The organism is Sandarakinorhabdus glacialis (assembly GCF_014643455.1).
Taxonomy (GTDB): domain Bacteria; phylum Pseudomonadota; class Alphaproteobacteria; order Sphingomonadales; family Sphingomonadaceae; genus Sandarakinorhabdus; species Sandarakinorhabdus glacialis.
The window spans coordinates 1-17467 of sequence record NZ_BMJM01000013.1 but is presented as its reverse complement, the minus strand read 5'-3'; the positions used below and the strand labels follow the sequence as shown (position 1 = coordinate 17467).

General features: G+C 65.5%; 17 protein-coding genes. 10 read left to right on the top strand and 7 right to left on the bottom strand.

Features of this window, described 5'->3' with window-relative positions; translation table 11 throughout:
- Positions 1–162 precede the first annotated feature (162 nt).
- The 4 genes from IEW98_RS14135 to IEW98_RS14120 all read left to right on the top strand — a co-directional run bounded on the left by IEW98_RS14135 (position 163) and on the right by IEW98_RS14120 (position 2862).
- The gene (locus IEW98_RS14135; RefSeq protein ID WP_188763851.1) at positions 163–1539 is read left to right on the top strand and encodes a pectate lyase family protein; all 1377 of its coding nucleotides are present in this window, start codon (positions 163–165) and stop codon (positions 1537–1539) included.
- Positions 1536–1922 carry a cupin domain-containing protein gene (locus tag IEW98_RS14130; RefSeq protein ID WP_188763849.1) on the top strand — a complete coding sequence of 129 codons (387 nt, stop codon included), beginning with the start codon at positions 1536–1538 and terminating at the stop codon, positions 1920–1922. The genes IEW98_RS14135 and IEW98_RS14130 overlap by 4 nt, the downstream gene beginning before the upstream one ends.
- A gap of 144 nt (positions 1923–2066) precedes the next feature.
- Entirely contained in the window at positions 2067–2606 is a 540-nt protein-coding gene (locus IEW98_RS14125) for a GNAT family N-acetyltransferase (protein WP_188763847.1), read from the top strand.
- Positions 2607–2676: 70 nt separating this feature from the next.
- Positions 2677–2862, top strand: coding sequence for a hypothetical protein (locus IEW98_RS14120; protein ID WP_188763846.1), 186 nt, complete (start codon positions 2677–2679; stop codon positions 2860–2862).
- Positions 2863–3063: 201 nt separating this feature from the next.
- Here IEW98_RS14120 and IEW98_RS14115 read toward each other — a convergent pair whose 3' ends face one another.
- Positions 3064–4371, bottom strand: a complete 1308-nt coding sequence (locus tag IEW98_RS14115; protein WP_503826713.1) for a choice-of-anchor tandem repeat GloVer-containing protein — start codon at positions 4369–4371, stop codon at positions 3064–3066.
- 453 nt (positions 4372–4824) lie between these two features.
- On the opposite strand from IEW98_RS14115, the gene IEW98_RS14110 reads away from it, so the two are divergent.
- Positions 4825–6750 carry a TonB-dependent receptor plug domain-containing protein gene (locus tag IEW98_RS14110; protein ID WP_188763842.1) on the top strand — a complete coding sequence of 642 codons (1926 nt, stop codon included), beginning with the start codon at positions 4825–4827 and terminating at the stop codon, positions 6748–6750.
- A 16-nt stretch (positions 6751–6766) separates the two neighbouring features.
- Positions 6767–7168, top strand: a complete 402-nt coding sequence (locus tag IEW98_RS14105) for a MerR family transcriptional regulator (protein ID WP_188763840.1) — start codon at positions 6767–6769, stop codon at positions 7166–7168.
- A 16-nt stretch (positions 7169–7184) separates the two neighbouring features.
- Here IEW98_RS14105 and IEW98_RS14100 read toward each other — a convergent pair whose 3' ends face one another.
- From IEW98_RS14100 to IEW98_RS14080, 5 genes are all read right to left on the bottom strand, one after another.
- Positions 7185–8705 carry a carboxylesterase/lipase family protein gene (locus IEW98_RS14100; protein ID WP_188763838.1) on the bottom strand — a complete coding sequence of 507 codons (1521 nt, stop codon included), beginning with the start codon at positions 8703–8705 and terminating at the stop codon, positions 7185–7187.
- Positions 8692–9741, bottom strand: a complete 1050-nt coding sequence (locus tag IEW98_RS14095; RefSeq protein ID WP_188763836.1) for a sugar kinase — start codon at positions 9739–9741, stop codon at positions 8692–8694. The genes IEW98_RS14100 and IEW98_RS14095 overlap by 14 nt, the downstream gene beginning before the upstream one ends.
- Complete coding sequence (gene kduD, locus IEW98_RS14090; RefSeq protein ID WP_188763834.1) at positions 9741–10493, bottom strand: 2-dehydro-3-deoxy-D-gluconate 5-dehydrogenase KduD; 753 nt, start codon at positions 10491–10493, stop codon at positions 9741–9743. Before kduD ends, IEW98_RS14095 begins: the two co-directional genes overlap by 1 nt.
- A 10-nt stretch (positions 10494–10503) precedes the next feature.
- Positions 10504–11337 (bottom strand): 5-dehydro-4-deoxy-D-glucuronate isomerase, encoded by an 834-nt coding sequence (kduI, locus tag IEW98_RS14085; protein WP_188763831.1) that lies wholly within the window; start codon positions 11335–11337, stop codon positions 10504–10506.
- Positions 11338–11414: 77 nt separating this feature from the next.
- A complete protein-coding gene (locus tag IEW98_RS14080) occupies positions 11415–12458 on the bottom strand; it encodes a LacI family DNA-binding transcriptional regulator (protein ID WP_188763829.1) in 1044 nt (347 codons plus the stop codon).
- Positions 12459–12545: 87 nt separating this feature from the next.
- Here IEW98_RS14080 and IEW98_RS14075 point away from each other — a divergent pair, with 87 nt between their 5' ends.
- The 3 genes from IEW98_RS14075 (at position 12546) to IEW98_RS14065 (ending at position 16285) form a co-directional block, all read left to right on the top strand.
- Complete coding sequence (locus tag IEW98_RS14075) at positions 12546–14051, top strand: UxaA family hydrolase (RefSeq protein ID WP_243450784.1); 1506 nt, start codon at positions 12546–12548, stop codon at positions 14049–14051.
- Positions 14052–14139: 88 nt separating this feature from the next.
- Positions 14140–14964, top strand: coding sequence for a 2-keto-4-pentenoate hydratase (locus IEW98_RS14070; RefSeq protein WP_243450783.1), 825 nt, complete (start codon positions 14140–14142; stop codon positions 14962–14964).
- 31 nt (positions 14965–14995) lie between these two features.
- Positions 14996–16285: an MFS transporter gene (locus IEW98_RS14065; protein WP_371870790.1), complete on the top strand. Its 1290-nt coding sequence runs from the start codon at positions 14996–14998 to the stop codon at positions 16283–16285.
- On the opposite strand, the gene IEW98_RS14060 is transcribed toward IEW98_RS14065, so the two are convergent.
- A complete protein-coding gene (locus IEW98_RS14060) occupies positions 16282–17046 on the bottom strand; it encodes an HpcH/HpaI aldolase family protein (protein ID WP_188763825.1) in 765 nt (254 codons plus the stop codon). The genes IEW98_RS14065 and IEW98_RS14060 overlap by 4 nt on opposite strands.
- A 215-nt stretch (positions 17047–17261) precedes the next feature.
- On the opposite strand from IEW98_RS14060, the gene IEW98_RS16200 reads away from it, so the two are divergent.
- Positions 17262–17467 (top strand): hypothetical protein (locus IEW98_RS16200; RefSeq protein WP_207792579.1); only part of this gene is annotated, 206 nt, incomplete at its 3' end.

Here is a 17467-nt window from a genome sequence, read left to right as displayed (position 1 = left end):
CGGTCTGATTTGGAAATCGGCGTCCGGATATCGGGCTGCCTCATCCTCCCCTTCGCGCCACATTTGCTGTGATCTGCACCGTTTTTGGTGTTAAGTAACCGGTGTCATCGCCAGCAATGTCCGTGTCGACGGGTTTTGTCAAGAAGCGGGTTGGGGAACGGAATGCGGGTATTTGCGGGTTTCTCGGGCTTGATCGCGATCGTTGCCGGGGCCTTGGCGAGCGTGTCGGCGGGTGGAACTGAGCCGGTTTCGGTACTGGCGGCGGGTGGTACCGGGACTGTCGGGGGGCAAGGCGGCGCGATTGTCCGCGTCACCAACCTCAATGCGGCCGGGCCAGGCTCGTTTCGCGCCGCGGTCGAGACCAAGGGCAAGCGCATTGTCGTGTTCGAGGTCGGCGGCATCATTGACCTCGCCCGCAGCGGGCTGGTCGTTTCCGAGCCCTACCTGACCATTGCCGGACAGACGGCACCGTCGCCGGGCATCACCATCATCCGCGGCGGCATCGACCTGAAGGGCCATGACGTCATCATCCGGCATATCCGCGTGCGGACCGGCCGCGATGGGCAGGCGGCGCTGTCGGGTTGGGAGGCCGATGCGTTTTCGGGGGTCGCCGCGCATGACGTGATCGTCGACCATTGCAGCTTCACCTGGGGCATCGACGAGAACATGTCGGCGTCGGGGCCTCGGTTCGCCGGCGGCAACACAGTCGCGGCGTGGCGCCAGCATACCAGCCGCAATTTCCTGTTTTCGTACAATCTCGCCGCCGAGGGCCTGGCCAACGCCAGCCATCCCAAGGGCGAGCATTCGAAGGGCAGCCTGATCCACGACAATGCGACGGGCATCGTGTTCTGGCGCAATATCTGGGCGCACAATGTCGAGCGATCGCCGCTGTTAAAGGGCGGTGCGCAGGCAGTGATGGTCAACAATCTGATCTATGATCCGGGTAAGCGCGCGGTGCATTATAACCTGATGGCGCTTGAATGGGCGGGACAGCCCTATGTGGAGGGCCGGCTGACCGCGATCGGCAATGTCATGCGCGCCGGGCCGTCGACCGATGCCGGGCTGCCGTTCCTCATGCTCGGCGGCGACGGCGACCTGCGCTATTTCGGCAAGGACAATATCGCCGTCGACAAGTTCGGCACGGCAGCGCCGATGTTCGGGCGGTACGGCGAGACGCGGGCACAGTTGATCGAGGCGAAGACCCCCGACGCATTGCCGGCGGGCGTGACGGTGCTGCCGGTGCGCGATGTCGAAACGCATGTGCTCGCCAACGCCGGGGCGCGGCCCTGGGATCGCGATGCCGACGATATACGGGTGTTGTTCTTCATCGCCGAAGGACGCGGCGCGATCCTCGATGACGAGAAGGAGGTCGGTGGATACCCGAAGCAGGCGCCGACCAAGGCGGCGTTCGTCGAGGCCGACTGGAACCTGGTGACGATGGAGCCGAAATCCGGCCTGTATCCGGGGCAGAAAGCGCCGGCACCACAGGAGCATCTGTCGGTGCGCGACAAGTCGATGCGGGAGGCTGTTCGCAAATGATCGGTTTGCTGATCGGCTTGTTGGCCGCGGTCCCGCCGATGGTCGTCGTCGACGAAAAGCAGGTGATGGTCCGCGAGGTGCCGCCGCATGACGGTACCGGCATGAGCACCGCCTACCGGATGAGCGACCGGGCACCGGGGCGGACGATGGAATTCCGCAAGCGTGCGCTCGACAAGGGCGCTTCGATCGGGCTCCACGTGCTTGGCCATGACGAGGTCTATTATGTCGTGTCTGGCGGCGGGACGGTGATGTCCGATGGCGTCAGCGCGAAGCTGGCGCCGGGGATGGCGGCGTATCTTTATACCGGCGCCAACGTCGGCATCGTGCAGGCGGGCGCCGAGCCGCTGGTGCTGATCATCGCGTATCCGGTGGTGAAAAAATAGGGCAGTGATGCCGATTGCGAACCAAATCTCGAAAGGCGGGATTGGTGGATTGCGGGCGGGCGGCTTTCGGTGAGGTCCTGGCCGACCTTTGCTTTCCCGTCGCAATGGGCCAGACGACATGCTGCAGGGAGGGCGGAGGAAATCATGAACTGGACGGCGCGACGGGCGACGACGACCGATGCGGGTCGCCTTGCGCTGATCGGCAGTGCGACCTTCCTGGAAACATTCGCGGGTGTGCTTGCCGGTGACGCGATCACGTTGCACTGTGAGCGGGAACATAGCGCGGCCGCCTATCGCAACTGTCTTGAACGGGGCGATGCGGCATGGCTCGCCGAAGCAAGATGCGGGCAAGCACCGATCGGCTTCTCTCTAGTCGGAAAGTCCAATCTTCCTGGAAGCGCGTCCGATGGGAGCGACGTGGAGCTGAAGCGAATTTACATTCTTTCCCGGTTTCATGGCGGCGGCCTGGGCGCCGAGTTGATGCGGCAGGCCGTGGCTCACGCGGCGGACGAAGGTTTTCGCCGCCTGTTGCTGGGCGTTTACGCAGGGAATGATCGCGCCCGTGCCTTCTACGCCAAGAATGGCTTTATCCAGATCGCCGATCGGCGCTTCCGCGTGGGAGACCGCGAATACGACGATGTCGTCCTTGCCAAGCCGGTCGAACGCAGTTCGCCAACCTGTTGAAGCGCTGCTTTCGGCAATCGGCTTTACGACTTTTAGTGGCTGATATCGGGGCGCTTCGATCAGGCTTCGCGTGCTTGGCCATGACCAAGTCAATTATGTCGTGTCGGGCGGCCGGACGGTGATGTCCGACGGCGTCAGCGCGAAGCGGGCGCCGGGGATGGCGGCGCATCTTTATACCGGCGCCAACGTCGGCATCGTGCAGGCGGGCGCCGAGCCGTTGGTGCTGATCGTGGTTTATCCGGTGGCGAAGAAGTAGAGCAGCGATCTCGATTGCAAACCAAACCTCCCACGGCAACAATGGGTGGGAAGCGGACCATCGCCTTTGGGAAAATCGAACCGGCAAGGCGGCCGTTCCCGGTTCGGCGAATCCGGGCAAGAATGGCAGGCCCGTTGAGACTCCGACCGATGTGGCTGTGGTGTCGGTGGATCCGTCACCACAGCGCACGATGCTAAGCTGTCAGGCGGCGACCGTCTGCCGCTGGCGCCGGGCGGCGGCACCGACGAGGCCGAAGCCGGCGATCATCATCGCCCAGGACGCGGGCTCGGGTACGTCGCCGACACTCACAACAAAGCCGGTGTCCGACAGCTTGAACACGGTGCCAACGTTCGAAGCGCCGCCGCTGCTGGTCGTGCCATAGAGATTGCCCGCCGCGTCGGCGATCAGGCCAGCGTAAGAACTTGCGCCGTTGGTGCCGTTGAAGCTTGCCAGCGTCGTCAGCGTGCCGCCAGCCGACACCTTGAACACGGTGCCATAGCCCGAAGCGCCGCCGTAGTTGGTCGTGCCATAGAGATTGCCTGCCGCGTCGGCGATCAGGCCGGCATAGGAATATCCGCCGTTGGTGCCGTCGAAGCTTGCCAGCGTCGTCAGCGCGCCGCCGGCCGACAGCTTGAACACGGTGCCATAGCCCGAAGCGCCGCCTTCGGTGGTCGTGCCATAGAGATTGCTTGCCGCGTCGGCGGTCAGGCCGGCATAGGAATTTCCGCCGTTGGAGTAGTAGTCGAAGCTTGCCAGCGTCGTCAGCGCGCCGCCAGCCGACAGCTTGAACACGGTGCCAACGTTCGAAGCGCCGCCGCTGCTGGTCGTGCCATAGAGATTGCCTGCCGCGTCTGCGATCAGGCCGGCATAGGAATATCTGCCGCTGGTGTAGTCGAAGCTTGCCAGCGTCGTCAGCGCGCCGCCGGCCGACAGCTTGAACACGGTGCCATAGCCCGAAGCGCCGCCTCCGGCGGTCGTGCCATAGAGATTGCCTGCCGCGTCGGCGATAAGCCCGGCGAAGGAAGCTGCGCCATTGTAGTGGTCGAAGCTTGCCAGCGTCGTCCGCGCGCCGACGGCCGACAGCTTGAACACGGTGCCTCCACCCAAATCGCCGCCGTAGTTGGTCGTGCCATAGAGATTGCCTGCCGCGTCGGCAATCAGGCCGGCATAGGGAGCTGCGCCACTGGTGCTGTCGAAGCTTGCCAGCCTCGTCAGCGCGCCGCCGGCCGACAGCTTGAACACGGTGCCTTGGCCCGAAGCGCCGCCGTAGGCGGTCGTGCCATAAAGATTGCCGGCCGCGTCGGCGATCAGGCCGGCGAAGGAACTTTCGCCGTTGGTGCCGTCAAAGCTGACCAGTGTCGTCAGCGTCGCGGCGTAACTCGATGACGCCGCAAACATCGCGATACCGACCATGATGCCGGTGCGTGCTGCACGGCGCATGCGTCCGGTACCGACCAGCGTGCCGGTAGCTTGCCGAAGGCCTGCCATGAAATTGCTCCCGTTGCGCACCCGTGCGCGTGTCTTGTTTCAGCGATCGACGCACTCGGGCAGCGACACCGCAACACTGTGCCCGCCATTGTTTGGATTGTGACCAGACGAGAATGGTCCGCAGCCCCCGTCACAGCAACGGTTAACGTTACTTGTCCGTAACGCAAGCTATTGTTCGGTTGGCAGGATATTGTGCCGTTGTCCGGCTGGCAGGCCGGAAACCTTTGACCGCTATCGGACGGTCATCGTTACGACTGGAATGTCCGGCTTTGGGGCGGTAGCGGTCGTCGAATTGCAAACGATATGATGGCCAGAAATAGGCGACTGCGCGTATCGATCAGCTGTTGACCCTATAGTCACTACAGCCTTTACCGCTGGCAACCGAAGCCGCTTGCCGTCGATTGGGACGGCGCGGACAACCGGGAGCTTATCGTGCAGCGGCCAGTCATTCTTCCGGCTTTTCTTCGGCTCGTGATGGCTGCGGGGACGACCGCCTTGATGGGGGCGGCGCCCGGCGGTGCGCAGGAAGTTTCGCAGCCGGTGGCGGACGAGGAGATCATCGTGCAGGCGACCCGGTCGGGTCGGGGCGTCGACGACGAGGCGATCCGCGTCGAGGTCCTCGACCGCGAGGAGATCGAGGAAAAGATCCTGATGACGCCGGGCAATGTCTCGATGCTCGTCGCCGAAACGCCGGGCGTGCGCGTCCAGGTCACCTCGCCGTCGCTGGGATCCTCGAACATCCGGATGCAGGGCATGGAGGGGCGATATACGCAGCTGCTGTCGGACGGGCTGCCGCTTTATGGCGGGCAGACCTCGTCGGTGGGGTTGCTGCAGATTGCCCCGACCGATCTCGGCCAGGTCGAAATCATCAAGGGGGCCGCCTCGGCGCTTTATGGTCCCTCGGCGCTGGGCGGCGTCATCAATTTCGTGTCGCGCCGGCCGGGCGATGCGCCGGAAGCCGAGATGTTGCTCAATGCGACCAGCCGCCACGGCCAGGATATCACCGGCTATGCCGCGATGCCGGTCGGCGACCGGCTCGGGCTGTCGATGACCGGTGGCTATCACCGGCAGCGCGCCAATGATCTCGATGGCGACGGCTGGGCCGACATGCCGGGATATGCGCGCTGGACCCTGCGGCCGCGGCTGTTCCTTGGCGGCGGGAACGGCGAGACGCTGATGCTGACGCTTGGCGCGATGAAGGAGGATCGCACCGGCGGCACGCTGCCCGGGCGCACCGCGCCGGACGGGCGGCCCTTTGCCGAGGCGCTCGATACGCGCCGTCTCGATGCGGGCCTGGTTGGCGAAGCGCCGGTCGGCGGGGATATGGTCCTCCACCTGCGCGCCTCGGGCACGACACAGGATCATCGCCACCAGTTTGGCGAGATCATCGAGAACGACCGGCATGACACGGTGTTCGCCGAGACGTCGCTGGGCGGGCGTCGCGGCGCGATCGACTGGTTGGCGGGTATCGCGGTCCAATATGACGGATATCGCTCGGAGGCGTTTCCGGCGTTCGACTATGATTATACCGTGCCCGGCCTGTTCGCTCAGGTCGAGGCGGAGGCCACCGACAGACTGACCTTGTCCGCCAGTGCCCGCCTCGACGATCACAGCGAATATGGATCGCATTTCAGCCCGCGCGTCTCGGCGCTGTTCAAGCCGGGGCCGTGGAGCATCCGCGCGTCCTATGGGCGGGGATTCTATGCGCCGACGCCGTTTGTCGAGCAGATTGAGGCGAGCGGGCTGTCGCGCCTCGAGCCGATCGGCGGGCTGCGTGCCGAGACTGCCAAAACCGCCTCGGTCGATGTCGGTTATCGCGCCGGCGGCTTCAGCGCGAATTTGGCGCTGTTCGCCTCCGATATCGGCGCGGCTGTCCAGGTGCAGGCGATCGGCCCCGACCGGGTCCGGCTCGTAAACGCCGATGGCATCACCCGCACGCGCGGCGTCGAGGCCATGCTGCGCTATCGGCTCGCTGCGTTCAGCATCACCGGCAGCTATGTCCATGTCGACGCCAGCGAACCGGACCCCGAGGCACCGGGGCGCCGCACCGTGCCGCGGACACCGCGCCATACCGCGGGGCTGGTCGGCATGTGGGAGGAAAGCGGGCGCGGGCGTATCGGCATCGAGGCCTATTATACCGGCCGGCAGGAGCTCGACGGCAATCCGTATCGGTCGGAGAGCAAGCCTTACCTGGAGATCGGGGCGCTGGCGGAAATGGTGGTGGGCAAGGTGCGGCTGTTTCTCAATGCCGAGAATATCCTGAATGTCCGCCAGACGAAATCTGATCCGCTGCTGCTGCCGGTGCGTGCCCCGGACGGACGTTGGACGGTCGATGTCTGGGCGCCGACCGATGGCTTTGTGCTGAATGGCGGGATACGGCTGATGTTCGGCGGCGGCTAGAGAGGGAATCGGGAAAATGGCTGTCACCATCGGCGACCTGGGCCGGACGACAGGCACCAAGGTCGAGACGATCCGGTATTACGAGCGGATCGGCCTGCTGCCGGCGCCGCCGCGTACGGACGGCAATTACCGGAGTTATGGCGCGGCCGAGCTGGCGCGCCTGTCGTTCATTCGCCGGGGGCGCGACCTCGGCTTTTCGCTCGACCAGGTTCGCGCGTTGCTGGCGTTGTCGGATGACCGGCAGGATGACTGTGCCGATATCGACGCCATCGCCCGGAGGCATTTGGAGGAGGTCGAGCGCAAGCTGGCGGATCTGACGGCGCTGCGGCGTGAGTTGAAGGGGGTTATCAGTTCGTGCAAGGGCGGCGCGATTTCGGATTGCCGGATCATCGAGGCGCTGGGGCCGCGGGCGGTGTGAGCTTCACGTGGGTCCGTCAGCTTCCCGGCTGGATGTAAGGGACGCGGGCGAAAAGTTCGCGCTGCCATTTGCGGGGGTCGTTTTCGGGGCGCGGGACGGTGTCGTAGATCATCGTGGTGCGGTGATCGGTGCGGTATTGCGGCCAGGGCAGCGTGCCCGTGCGGGCGAATTTCGTGAAGTCGTTCATCATCCGGCGGCTGAGGGATTGCGCGGCGGCGCCGTTACCAGTGGGGGCGCTCGGGTGCGCGGTCGTGCCGAAGGCGAGTGCGATGTCCATGGTGTGCATGGCGCCGGCGTCGGGGCGGGCGGGGTCGGCGAAATCGAGTTGATAGACCCAGGTCGGGGCGTTGGCGGCGGCGCGGGCCTGGGCTTCCTCGATTTGCCCGCGCCAGCTGCGGCCGGCGGTGACGGCATCCCACAGGATTTCGCGCGGCGACCAGCCGGGGTGGCGGGCGCGGTATTGGGCGGTGAGCCATTCGGGGTGGATGTCGACGCGGAGCTCGGGAGCCATGACGGCGGCAAGATTGTCCCAGCCGAGGGTGGCGAGCCTGGGTGAGTCGGGTGGGAGGAAGGCGCGCGCTTCATCGCGGGTGTTGCCGAGCAGCATGGGGATGGCGTTCGATTGCGGGTTGGCATCGGGCCAGAACGGGTGGCGGACGAGGCTGCGCATGTCGAGGACGGGGCCGAAATAGACGTTGCCGCCAAGGATGGGGTCGGTTGCGGTAAGGGCTGCGATGATTGCGGCGGTGGGAGCGGTGACGGGGTCGGTTGCGAGCTTGGCGAGGAATGCCCTGGCGCGGGCGGCGGCGTTGAGGGGTCCCGACGCGGTGACTTGCTGGCCGCTCATGGTGATGGCGCGGTGGAACAGGCCGCTGGCGGCGGGGGTGCCCATGAGGGTGGCGATCTTGGCGCCGCCGCCGGATTGGCCGAAGACGGTTATGTTGCTGGAATCGCCGCCGAATGCCGCGATGTTGGAGCGGACCCATTCGAGGGCGAGGACGAGGTCGAGCTGGCCGGCGTTGCCGCTGTCCGGAAAGCGCGGGTCGAGGCGGGCGAGGTAGAGATAGCCGAGCGCGTTGAGGCGGTGGTTGACGGTGACGACGACGACATCATGGGCGGCGAGCGCGGCGCCGTCGTTGAGCGGATCGGTACTGGTGCCGTTCGCATAGGCGCCGCCGTGGATGTAGAGCATGACCGGCTTGCGGGCGCCGTGATCGAGCGCGGGCGTCCAGACGTTTAGGAAGAGGCAGTCTTCGCTTTGGGGGAGGTCGCGGTTGCCGGACTGGGGGGCGATCGGGCCGAAGGCGGTGGCGGGGATGGTCTGGCCGGGGTTGGCCTCGGCGGTTGGCGGCTGGAAGCGGGCGGCGCGGCCGTAGCGGACACCGCGGAAGCTGTGGATGCCGGCGGTGGTGGTGCCGCGGAAATTTCCAGCGGCAGTGCGGGCGATGGGGGCGGTCGTTGCGTAGGCGGGGGCAGCGAGGATTAACGTGCCAGCGCCGATCAGCGTCCGGCGGGTAAGGCCGTCAGCGGCGGACATCGAGGCTGCCGGCGAGGAAGGCGTCGATGTCGCCTTGGCCGAACAGGCTGAAATCGCCGGGGAGCGAGTGTTTGAGGCAGGCCAGTGCGAGGCCGATGTTGGCGGCGTGATCGATGTCGTCCGACTGCGAGAGGCCATGGAGGACGCCGGCGGCAAAGGCGTCGCCGGCACCGATGCGGTCGACGATGCCGGAGACGAGGATCTCGGCGGTCTGGACGTGGCTGTCGCGGGCGTCGATGCGGGCGATGATGCGGTGGCGGTCGGCGTCCTCGGTGTGGCGGGCGGTCGAGGCGATGAGCTGGAGCTTGGGGAAGGCCTCGAACGCGGCTTCGGCGGCGGCGCGGCGGCGATCGGCACCGCCGCCGGGGAAATCGCGGCCGAGAAGGAGGGCGACGTCCTGGTGGTTGCCGAACAATATGTCGGCGTGAGCGATGAGGCGCGTCAGGATGCTGCGCGGATCGCTGTCCCAGGCTTCCCACAGGCGGGCGCGGTAGTTGCCGTCGAAGGATACCGGGACGCCTAGTGCGGTTGCGGCTTCGGCGGCGGCGATTGCGGCTTCGGCCGCGACCGGCCCGAGTGCGGGAGTGATGCCCGAGAGGTGGAGGCGCGCGGCGCCGGCGAGCAGGACGGGCCAGTCGAAGGTGCCGGCGGGCGCGGCGGCGAAGCTGCTGTGGGCGCGGTCGTAGACGATTTCGGCGGCGCGCAGCCCGGCGCCGGGCGACAGGAAATACAGCCCCATGCGGCCATCACGGACGACGACGCCGCTGGTTTCGACGCCGTGGGCGCGGACGGCGGCGATGGCGCCCTGCCCCAGCGCATTGGCTGGAACCGCGCTGATCACCGCGGTCTTGTGGCCGAGGCGGGCGAGGCCGACGGCGACATTGGCCTCGGCGCCGCCGACCTGGATATCGAGCGACGGGACCTGCATCAGCAACGACCGGCCGGGGGCCGAGAGGCGGATGAGAAGCTCGCCGAAGCAGACGACAGGACCGTTCTTAGCGGCCTCGGCAAGAACAGGGCCGGTAGCGAGGGTCATCAGCGCGCCAGCCAGCCGCCGTCGACGGCGAGGATATGGCCGTCGATATAGTCGGAGGCGGCGGACGCGAGGAAGACCGCGGCGCCGCCGAGATCTTCGCCGCGGCCCCAGCGGCCGGCGGGGATGCGCGCCATGATCGAGGCATTGCGATCGGGATCGGCACGCAGCGCGTCGGTGTTGTTGGTGGCGATATAGCCCGGCGCGATGGCGTTGACGTTGACGCCCTTGGCCGCCCATTCATTGGCGAGCAACTTGGTCAAGCCACCGACGCCCGATTTGGACGCGGTATAGCTCGGCACGCGGATGCCGCCCTGGAAGGTCAGCATCGAGGCGATGTTGATGATCTTGCCATAACCTTGTCCGATCATGTGTTTTCCCGCTGCCTGGGCGAGGAAGAACACCGATTTGAGGTTGGTGTCGATGACCGCGTCCCAATCTGCCTCGGTGAAATCGACACTGTCGGCGCGGCGGATGATGCCGGCGTTGTTGACGAGGATGTCGAGGCCGCCGAGCTGACCCAGGGTTTCGGCGACGATGCGCGGAACAGGTTCGATGGTGGACAGGTCGGCGCCGATGATGATGGCGCGGCGGCCCATGGCGCGGATCTTGGCGGCGGTTTCCTCGGCAGGGGTGCGCCCGACGGCGGCGATATCGGCACCCGCGGCGGCCAAGGCGAGCGCGATCGCCTGGCCGATGCCGGTGTTGGCGCCGGTGACGATGGCAACGCGCCCGCCGAGGTCGAACAGGCTCATCTTTGCCACCTTAGGCGAGCTGGCAGATATCGAGGACGTTCATGTCGGTATAATCGAGGTTTTCGCCACCCATCGCCCAGATGAAGGCATAGTTGCGCGTGCCCGAGCCCATGTGGACCGACCATGGCGGCGAGATGACGGCCTCCTCGTTGGCGATGACGATGTGGCGCATGGCGTCGGGCTCGCCCATGTAATGGAAGACCCGGTCGTCCTCGCCGAGATCGAAGTAGAAGTAAATCTCGCTGCGGCGATCGTGGAGGTGCGGCGGCATGGTGTTCCAGACGCTGCCGGGCTTGAGGATGGTCAGGCCGAGCAGGAGCTGCGCGCTGTCGCAGATGCCGGGGATGACCATCTGGTAAATGGTGCGCTCGTTCGAGCCTTCGAGGCCGCCGCGCTCGAGGGGGTTGGCCTCGGCGATGGCGATCTTTTTCACGGTCTTGGCGACGTGCGCCGGGGTGCTGGCGAGGTAATAGCGCGCGCCTTCACCGGCGAAGCTGACTTCGACGGCACCCATCGGGATGTAGAGGCAGTCGCGCGGCGCCATGTCGAAGGACTGGCCATCGACAGTGATGGTGCCGGGGCCGCCGACGTTGACGGCGGCGAGCTCGCGGCGCTCGAGAAAGGGCTTGCCGGCGGCGGATGCAGGGGCGGTCTGGACGGGGAGCGGCAGGGGCGCCGCGCCGGGGGTGGCGCCGCCGATGACGAAGCGCTCGTTGTGCGAATAGTTGAGGACGACCTCGCCGGCGCGGAACAGGCCGGTGACGAGGTAGCGGTCGCGCAATTCGTCGTTGGCGACCATCTCCATTATGTCGGGATGGGTGGCGTGATAGGTTTTCTCGAACATTTGAGGCTCCATCGGCTGTGGGCGGCTTGTGACGGCGTGGTAACCGGTGTCAGGCTGTCCGACAAGAATTTTCAGGGCTATTTCGGCGGCGCGGTAGAAGCTCGCTGGATGAGCTGCGAGGGGAACAGCGCGTCGCCGGGCATCTCCGGTTGCTCGTCGATGGTGCCGGCGAGGAGCTTGCGTGCCGCGGCCTTGCCCATCTCGACTATAGGCCAGCGAACGGTGGTCAGCGGCGGCCAGATATGCGCGGCGATGGCGGTATCGTCGAAACCGATGATCGAGAGGTCGGCGGGAACATCGAGCCCGATCATGCGCGCGGCATGGAGCGTGCCGGCGGCCATTTCATCGTTCGAGGCGAAGATGGCGGTTGGGCGCGGAGCCTGGGCGAGCAGCATTCGAGCAGCGGCGAGGCCTGATTCGAAACGGTAGTTGCCCTCTGCGGCATAGCCTGGATTGGGGGCAATGCCAGCTGCGGACAGCGCCTCCTCATAGCCCTGGCGGCGCTCGAAGGCGGAACGGAAGCCTTGTGGCCCGGTGATGATGGCGATGCGGCGATGGCCGATGCCGGCGAGATAGGCGACGGCGTCGCGAACGACTTCGCGATCGTTGGAGGCGACCATATGGGCAGCGTCGTCGAGATCGGCCGAGCCCATGCGGACGTAGCGGCAGCCAAGCGAATCACACAGCGCGGCAAGGCCGTTATTCTCGGATATGGGCGGCAGCAGGACGACGCCGTGGAGGCGCTGGCGCTCGAGAAAAGAGCGGACATCGGCAACAAGGGTGGTCGAGCCGCGATCGACGGGTCGGACGATGAGCTCGTATTCGGTGCCCTTGAGCACCCCGAGAATGCCCTGCTGGACGCCCAGCACCATCTGCGCATTGGGGTTGTCGTGGACGAGGCCGATGAGGAAATTGCGGCGCAAGGCGAGCGCGCGGGCTTGCGGATTGGGGACATAGCCGGTGGCCCGGATGATGTCGTCGACGCGCTTGCGCGTGTCCTCGTTGAGCAGTGGCGAGCGATTGATGACACGACTTACGGTTTTCTTGGAGACGCCGGAGAGCCGGGCGATATCGTTGATCGTCGGCTTGCCGCCTCGCCCGCTATTGCCGTTGGTGTCCACTGGTATCCCCTTTCTGGTTACCCTAGCGCGGCGCGGGCGGACCCGCCAGCGCGGACACTGACACCGGTAACCTATAAACTGGGCGGCATGGAAAACTCGATCGAAATCATGTTGCCGGCGGTGCTGAGGGTCGATCCGCGCGACAATGTGGCGACGACGCTGCGCGATATCGCACCCGGCGAAACACTGGTGGCGGGCGGGATCTCCGTGGTTGCGGACGCCGCGGTGCCCAAGGGTCACAAGCTGGCGTTGGCGGCGCTGGCGGACGGTGATGTCGTGGTGAAATACGGCTTTCCGATTGGCCGGGCGACGACGGCAATCGTGGCAGGAGCACATGTCCACAGTCATAATCTGGTGACGGCATTGGGCGGCGAGGGCGAATATACCTATGTGCCGCCGGCCGCGCGGGTGCACGGCGCGGTGTCGCCGGCGACATTTAGCGGGTTCGTGCGCGAAGACGGCCGGGTCGGGACGCGTAACGAGATCTGGATCCTGCCGACGGTCGGGTGCGTCGCGCGGACGGCGCAGAAAATCGCGGCGCGTGCCGGATCATCGGTGCGCGGCAGCGTTGGTGGCGTGTTTGCGTTCGGTCATCCGCATGGCTGTTCACAGCTTGGTAACGATTTGGCCGGGACCCGGGCGATCCTCGCGGCACTGGCCAATCATCCCAATGCCGGCGGTGTGCTGATCCTCGGCCTTGGCTGCGAATCGAACCAGATCGACGCGATGCTGGCGCTGATCCCCGAGGCACGGCGCGACCGGATACGGACGCTGCGCGCGCAGGGTGCCGGCGACGAGATCGAGGCGGGGCTGGCGCTGGTCGATGAGCTGATCGACATAGCGGCGACCGCGGAGCGGCAGGAGGTGGGGGTCGACCGCCTCGTTGTCGGGCTCAAGTGCGGCGGGTCGGATGCGTTCAGCGGGTTGACGGCCAATCCGCTCGTGGGTCGCGTGGCCGATGCGGTGACGGCGGCGGGCGGCAGCGCCGTACTGACCGAAATCCCCGAGGTGTTCGGCGCCGAAACCTTGTTGATGGCACGGGCGCGCGACGAGGCGACGTTCGACGGCATCGTGCGATTGGTCAACGATTTCAAACGCTATTTCCTGGCGCATGGCGAACCCGTTTCGGAAAATCCGTCGCCGGGAAATATCGTCGGCGGCATTACGACGCTCGAGGAGAAATCGCTCGGGGCTGTGCAAAAAGGCGGTCATGCCATCGTCGAGGACGTCATCGCCTATGGCGCGCAGGTGCGGCGAACCGGGCTGACCCTGCTCGAGGCGCCGGGCAATGACGCGGTTTCGTCGACGGCATTGGCGGCGGCTGGCGCGACGGTGATATTGTTCACGACGGGGCGCGGCACGCCGCTGGGCTTTCCGGTGCCGACGCTGAAGATTGCCTCGAACTCGGCTTTGGCCGCAGCCAAGCCGAGGTGGATCGACTTCGACGCCGGGTCGGTATTGGCCGATGGATTGGACGGCGCGGCGGCAGCAATGATGTCGCGGATCCGGGAGGTTGCTTCGGGCGCAACAACTGCGGCGGAGCGTAATGACGAGCGCGAAATTGCGATCTGGAAGCGCGGCGTGACCCTGTGAAATCGTCGACGGCCGAAAATATCGATATCGGCGATTTGCTTATGACACCGGTTTCCTATAGCGATGAATTTCTTGGGGAAGAGGTTTCGTGACCGTGAACATGCCAGCCACCGACGCTGACGGCGCTGCTGAAACGATTGCCGCGGCGTTCGTTGCGGCCCGCCGCGGGGCTCTCCCGTTGCTCGAATACCCTGGGCGCGTACCGGCAAGTCTTGACGATGGCTATCGGATCCAGGACCTGGCTATCGCCTTGCAGGGCGATGCGGTCGCCGGTTGGAAAGTCGGCCGGATCTGGCCGCCGGCAGCAATGGTGTTCGGCAGCAATCGCCTGGCAGGGCCGATATTTGCGCCGGCTATGGTGGCTGCCGGCGGCGATACCGTCATGCCCGTGTTTGTCGGCGGTTTCGGCGCGGTCGAAGCCGAATTCATCTATCGGCTGGGCATCGTGGACCCGGCCGACCGGCAATATTCACTCGCCGAGGCCAAGGCCTGTGTGACCGGCGTGCATTATGGCATCGAGATCGCCAGTTCGCCGCTCGGCGCGATTAACGACCTCGGTCCGGCCGTGACGGTCTCGGATTTCGGTAACAACCACGGTTTGATCGTCGGCCCCGTGATCGAAAATTGGCAGGACGTCGATTTCGATGCCTGGCCTATCGAAGTCGAGATCGACGGGAGCACGGCCGGGACCGGCACTGCCGCGGACTTTCCCGATGGCAGCCTGGGCTCGGTAAGGTTCCTGCTCGAGCTGCTGGCCCGGCGCGGGATTGCGGTGCCCCAGGGAACGCTGGTTTCAACGGGCGCGATAACCGGGGTCCATGCGATTGCTGCCGGGCAAAGTTCCGTGGTCCGCTTTGCCGACCGGCAATCACTGTCGTGCAGGATTTCAAAGGCTGAACCGACCTCCAAATAAAGAGGCGGACGGCATTGGGGAGTAAGAGATGATGGCCGCAGAGACGACCGAGCCAGCGTCGGGTCCCGCCCGAACAGGCCGCTATCGCTGGGTCATCGTCGCGCTGCTGTTTGCGGCGACGGCGATCAATTATATCGATCGGCAGATGATCGGCGTGCTGAAGCCGACCTTGTCGGCCGACCTTGGTTGGTCGGAGACCGATTTTGCCAATGTGATCTTCTTCTTCCAGATGGCGTACGCGATCGGCTACATCGGCTTCGGGCGCGTCGTTGATATCATCGGCGAGCGGCTTGGCTATGCCGTGGCGTTCACGATCTGGACGATCGCACACATGGCGCACGGCGGCGTTTACAGCGTCGCCCAGTTCGCCATGGCGCGTTTCGGGCTCGGCATCGGCGAGGCCGGCAATTTTCCGGCCGGCATCAAGGCAGTGACCGAGTGGTTCCCGGCCAAGGAGCGCGCCACGGCGATCGGCATTTTCAACGCCGGCGCCAATGTGGGGGCGATCATCACGCCGTTGCTCGTGCCGGCCCTGACCATCGCCTATGGATGGCGATCGACCTTTGTCATCACCGGCGGCTTCAGCGTCGTATGGCTGGTCGCCTGGCTGATGATCTATCGCCGCCCCGCGTACAAGCCGCAGGTTACCCCCGAGGAACTGGCTTACATCACGCAGGATCCCGCCGATCCGGTGACGCCGGTGCCATGGCGCAAGCTGCTGACGGTGCGCGAAACATGGGCCTATGCGCTCGGCAAGTTCTTCATCGACCCGATCTGGTGGTTCTTCCTGTTCTGGCTGCCGGGTTTCCTCGGCAAGCGTTACGATCTTGATCTGGTCAGTTTCGGGCCGCCGCTGGTGGTCATCTACCTGATGTCGGATGTCGGTAGCGTAGCGGGTGGCTGGGCCTCGTCGCGGATGATCAAGTCCGGGCGGACGGTGAATTATGCGCGCAAGATGACGATGCTGGTCTGTGCCATCGCGGTGACCCCGGTGTTCGTGTCGCAGTCGATCGACAGCCTGTGGTTGAATGTCTTCGTCATTGGGCTGGCGACCGCGGCACACCAGGCGTTCTCGGCGAACCTTTATACGCTGCCGTCGGACCTGTTCCCGCGCAGTGCAGTTGGGTCGGTGATCGGTATCGGCGGCACCGTTGGTGCGATCGGCGGGATGATGATGGCGAAATATGCCGGCTTCGTGCTCGACAGCATCGGCAGCTACACGCCGCTTTTCGCCGTCGCGGGGTCGGCATATTTCCTCGCACTGGGGGCCGTGCACCTGCTCAGCCCGCGCTTGGCAAGGGCCGAGCTTTCGAACAGCTAACGGAGCAAACCGGCGCGGGTGGCGGCGACGCTCTCGCGCGCGGCGTTGGTCAGCATCACCAGGTCGGGGGTGATCGAGACGATGTCGCAGCCGGCGGCGACCATGCGATGGGCATAGGCTGGTGACGAGCAGTAGATGCCGACATGTTTTCCGGCGGCCTTGCAGCGCGCGATTATGTTGTCGATCGCGGCGAGCAAGATCGGATCGGTGTTGTCGGGGCGCGGCGACCGGCCGAGAGCGAGCGCCAGGTCGGACGGACCGATGAAGATGCCGTCGTAGCCCTGAACCGCGAGAATGGCCTCGAGATTGTCGAGGCCGTCGCGGGTTTCGATCATCGCGAGAGAGACGATGCTGTCGGATGCGGCCGCCAGATAGTCGGGGCCGAAGCGCATTTGCGGGCGACGGGGCCCGAAAGACCGAAGGCCGCGCGGGGGATAGTGGAGGGCGTCGGCGAAGGTCTGGGCATCGGCTGCGGTGTTGATCATCGGCGCGATGATGCCATAGGCGCCGAAATCGAGCAGGCGCATGATGTCGGCTGGGTTGTTGGCAGCGACACGCGCCAGCGGCTCGGCGCCGCCGTGTTCGATTGCCAGCAATAGGGGGGCGACGTTGGCCATTTCGGCGGCGCCGTGCTGGAGATCGACGAGCAGGCCGTCGTAGCCGCAGCCGGCAAGGGCTTCCGCGGCAAGGATCGAGGGGATGTTGATCCATCCGATGATCGCGGGTTTGCCGGCATTCCAGAGAGCGCGGATCTTGTTCATGGCTTACACCTTGTTGGCGAGCTTGTGTGCCGGGTGCGAGGGGCCGTGTCGACATGATCGTGGGCGTCTCTCTAGCCCGTTCATCCTGCGAGGCTTCATTGCTGGGTAAATTGGGCTAGGTACTACTGTTCGCTTGACGAAATGGCCCTGAAGCTGGGGGAATTTGCACGAGGCTGGTGGGCCGCTGAGGGTAAGCGCGGCCTGGGGACGTTGCATTGGCGTCGATCCAAGCGGTGGGGTTGTCTCCAGCCATTTACAAGGTAATTATTCGTCACACTGATCAGGTGTCATCGGGGATTGGGCGCCATGTTTCCGAGTACGCCTACGGTGAAGGCCGCCTTGCCTGGTTTGACGGGTGCCGCGAGGTAGCACCGGTGCAAGCACTGGTGTTTGCACTGATGTTAGCGACGGTGCGATGGGT